1 protein-coding gene is annotated in these 358 nt (G+C 43.0%); it reads left to right on the top strand.

Annotation, left to right across the window (positions count from 1 at the left end):
* Positions 1 to 258 (top strand): transposase (locus HC733_RS22685; protein ID WP_190367220.1); only part of this gene is annotated, 258 nt, incomplete at its 5' end.
* Positions 259 to 358 lie beyond the last annotated feature (100 nt).

The following is a 358-nucleotide window of genomic DNA, read 5'->3' as shown; positions in this document are numbered from 1 at the left end:
CTGGCTGGATTGGAATATCTTAAACAAATTCATAAACTTTCGGATGAAAATACGGTCGCCATGTGGTGTGAAAATCCCTATTGGCAGTATTTTTGTGGGATGCAGTTTTTTACTCATCAGATGCCGTGTGACCCAAGTTCGATGGTTCGCTTTCGCAAGCGAATTGGCGAACAGGGTGCGGAATTGATGTTGTCGCTCACCGTCGATGTCGGACTAAAAGTCGGCGCGGTAAAAGAAAGTATAGCTAGATCAAAATAAATTGCGATAGTCCAAGTGCTTAGTAAACAGTTCTTCGATAGAACAGCGAAACTTTCGCCTGATTGATTTTGCGTGTGCCCACTTCTTTTCAATAGGATTC

Source organism: Pseudoalteromonas sp. S16_S37 (assembly GCF_014694405.1).
Lineage (GTDB): Bacteria > Pseudomonadota > Gammaproteobacteria > Enterobacterales > Alteromonadaceae > Pseudoalteromonas.
This window is presented reverse-complemented; position numbering and strand designations above follow the sequence as displayed.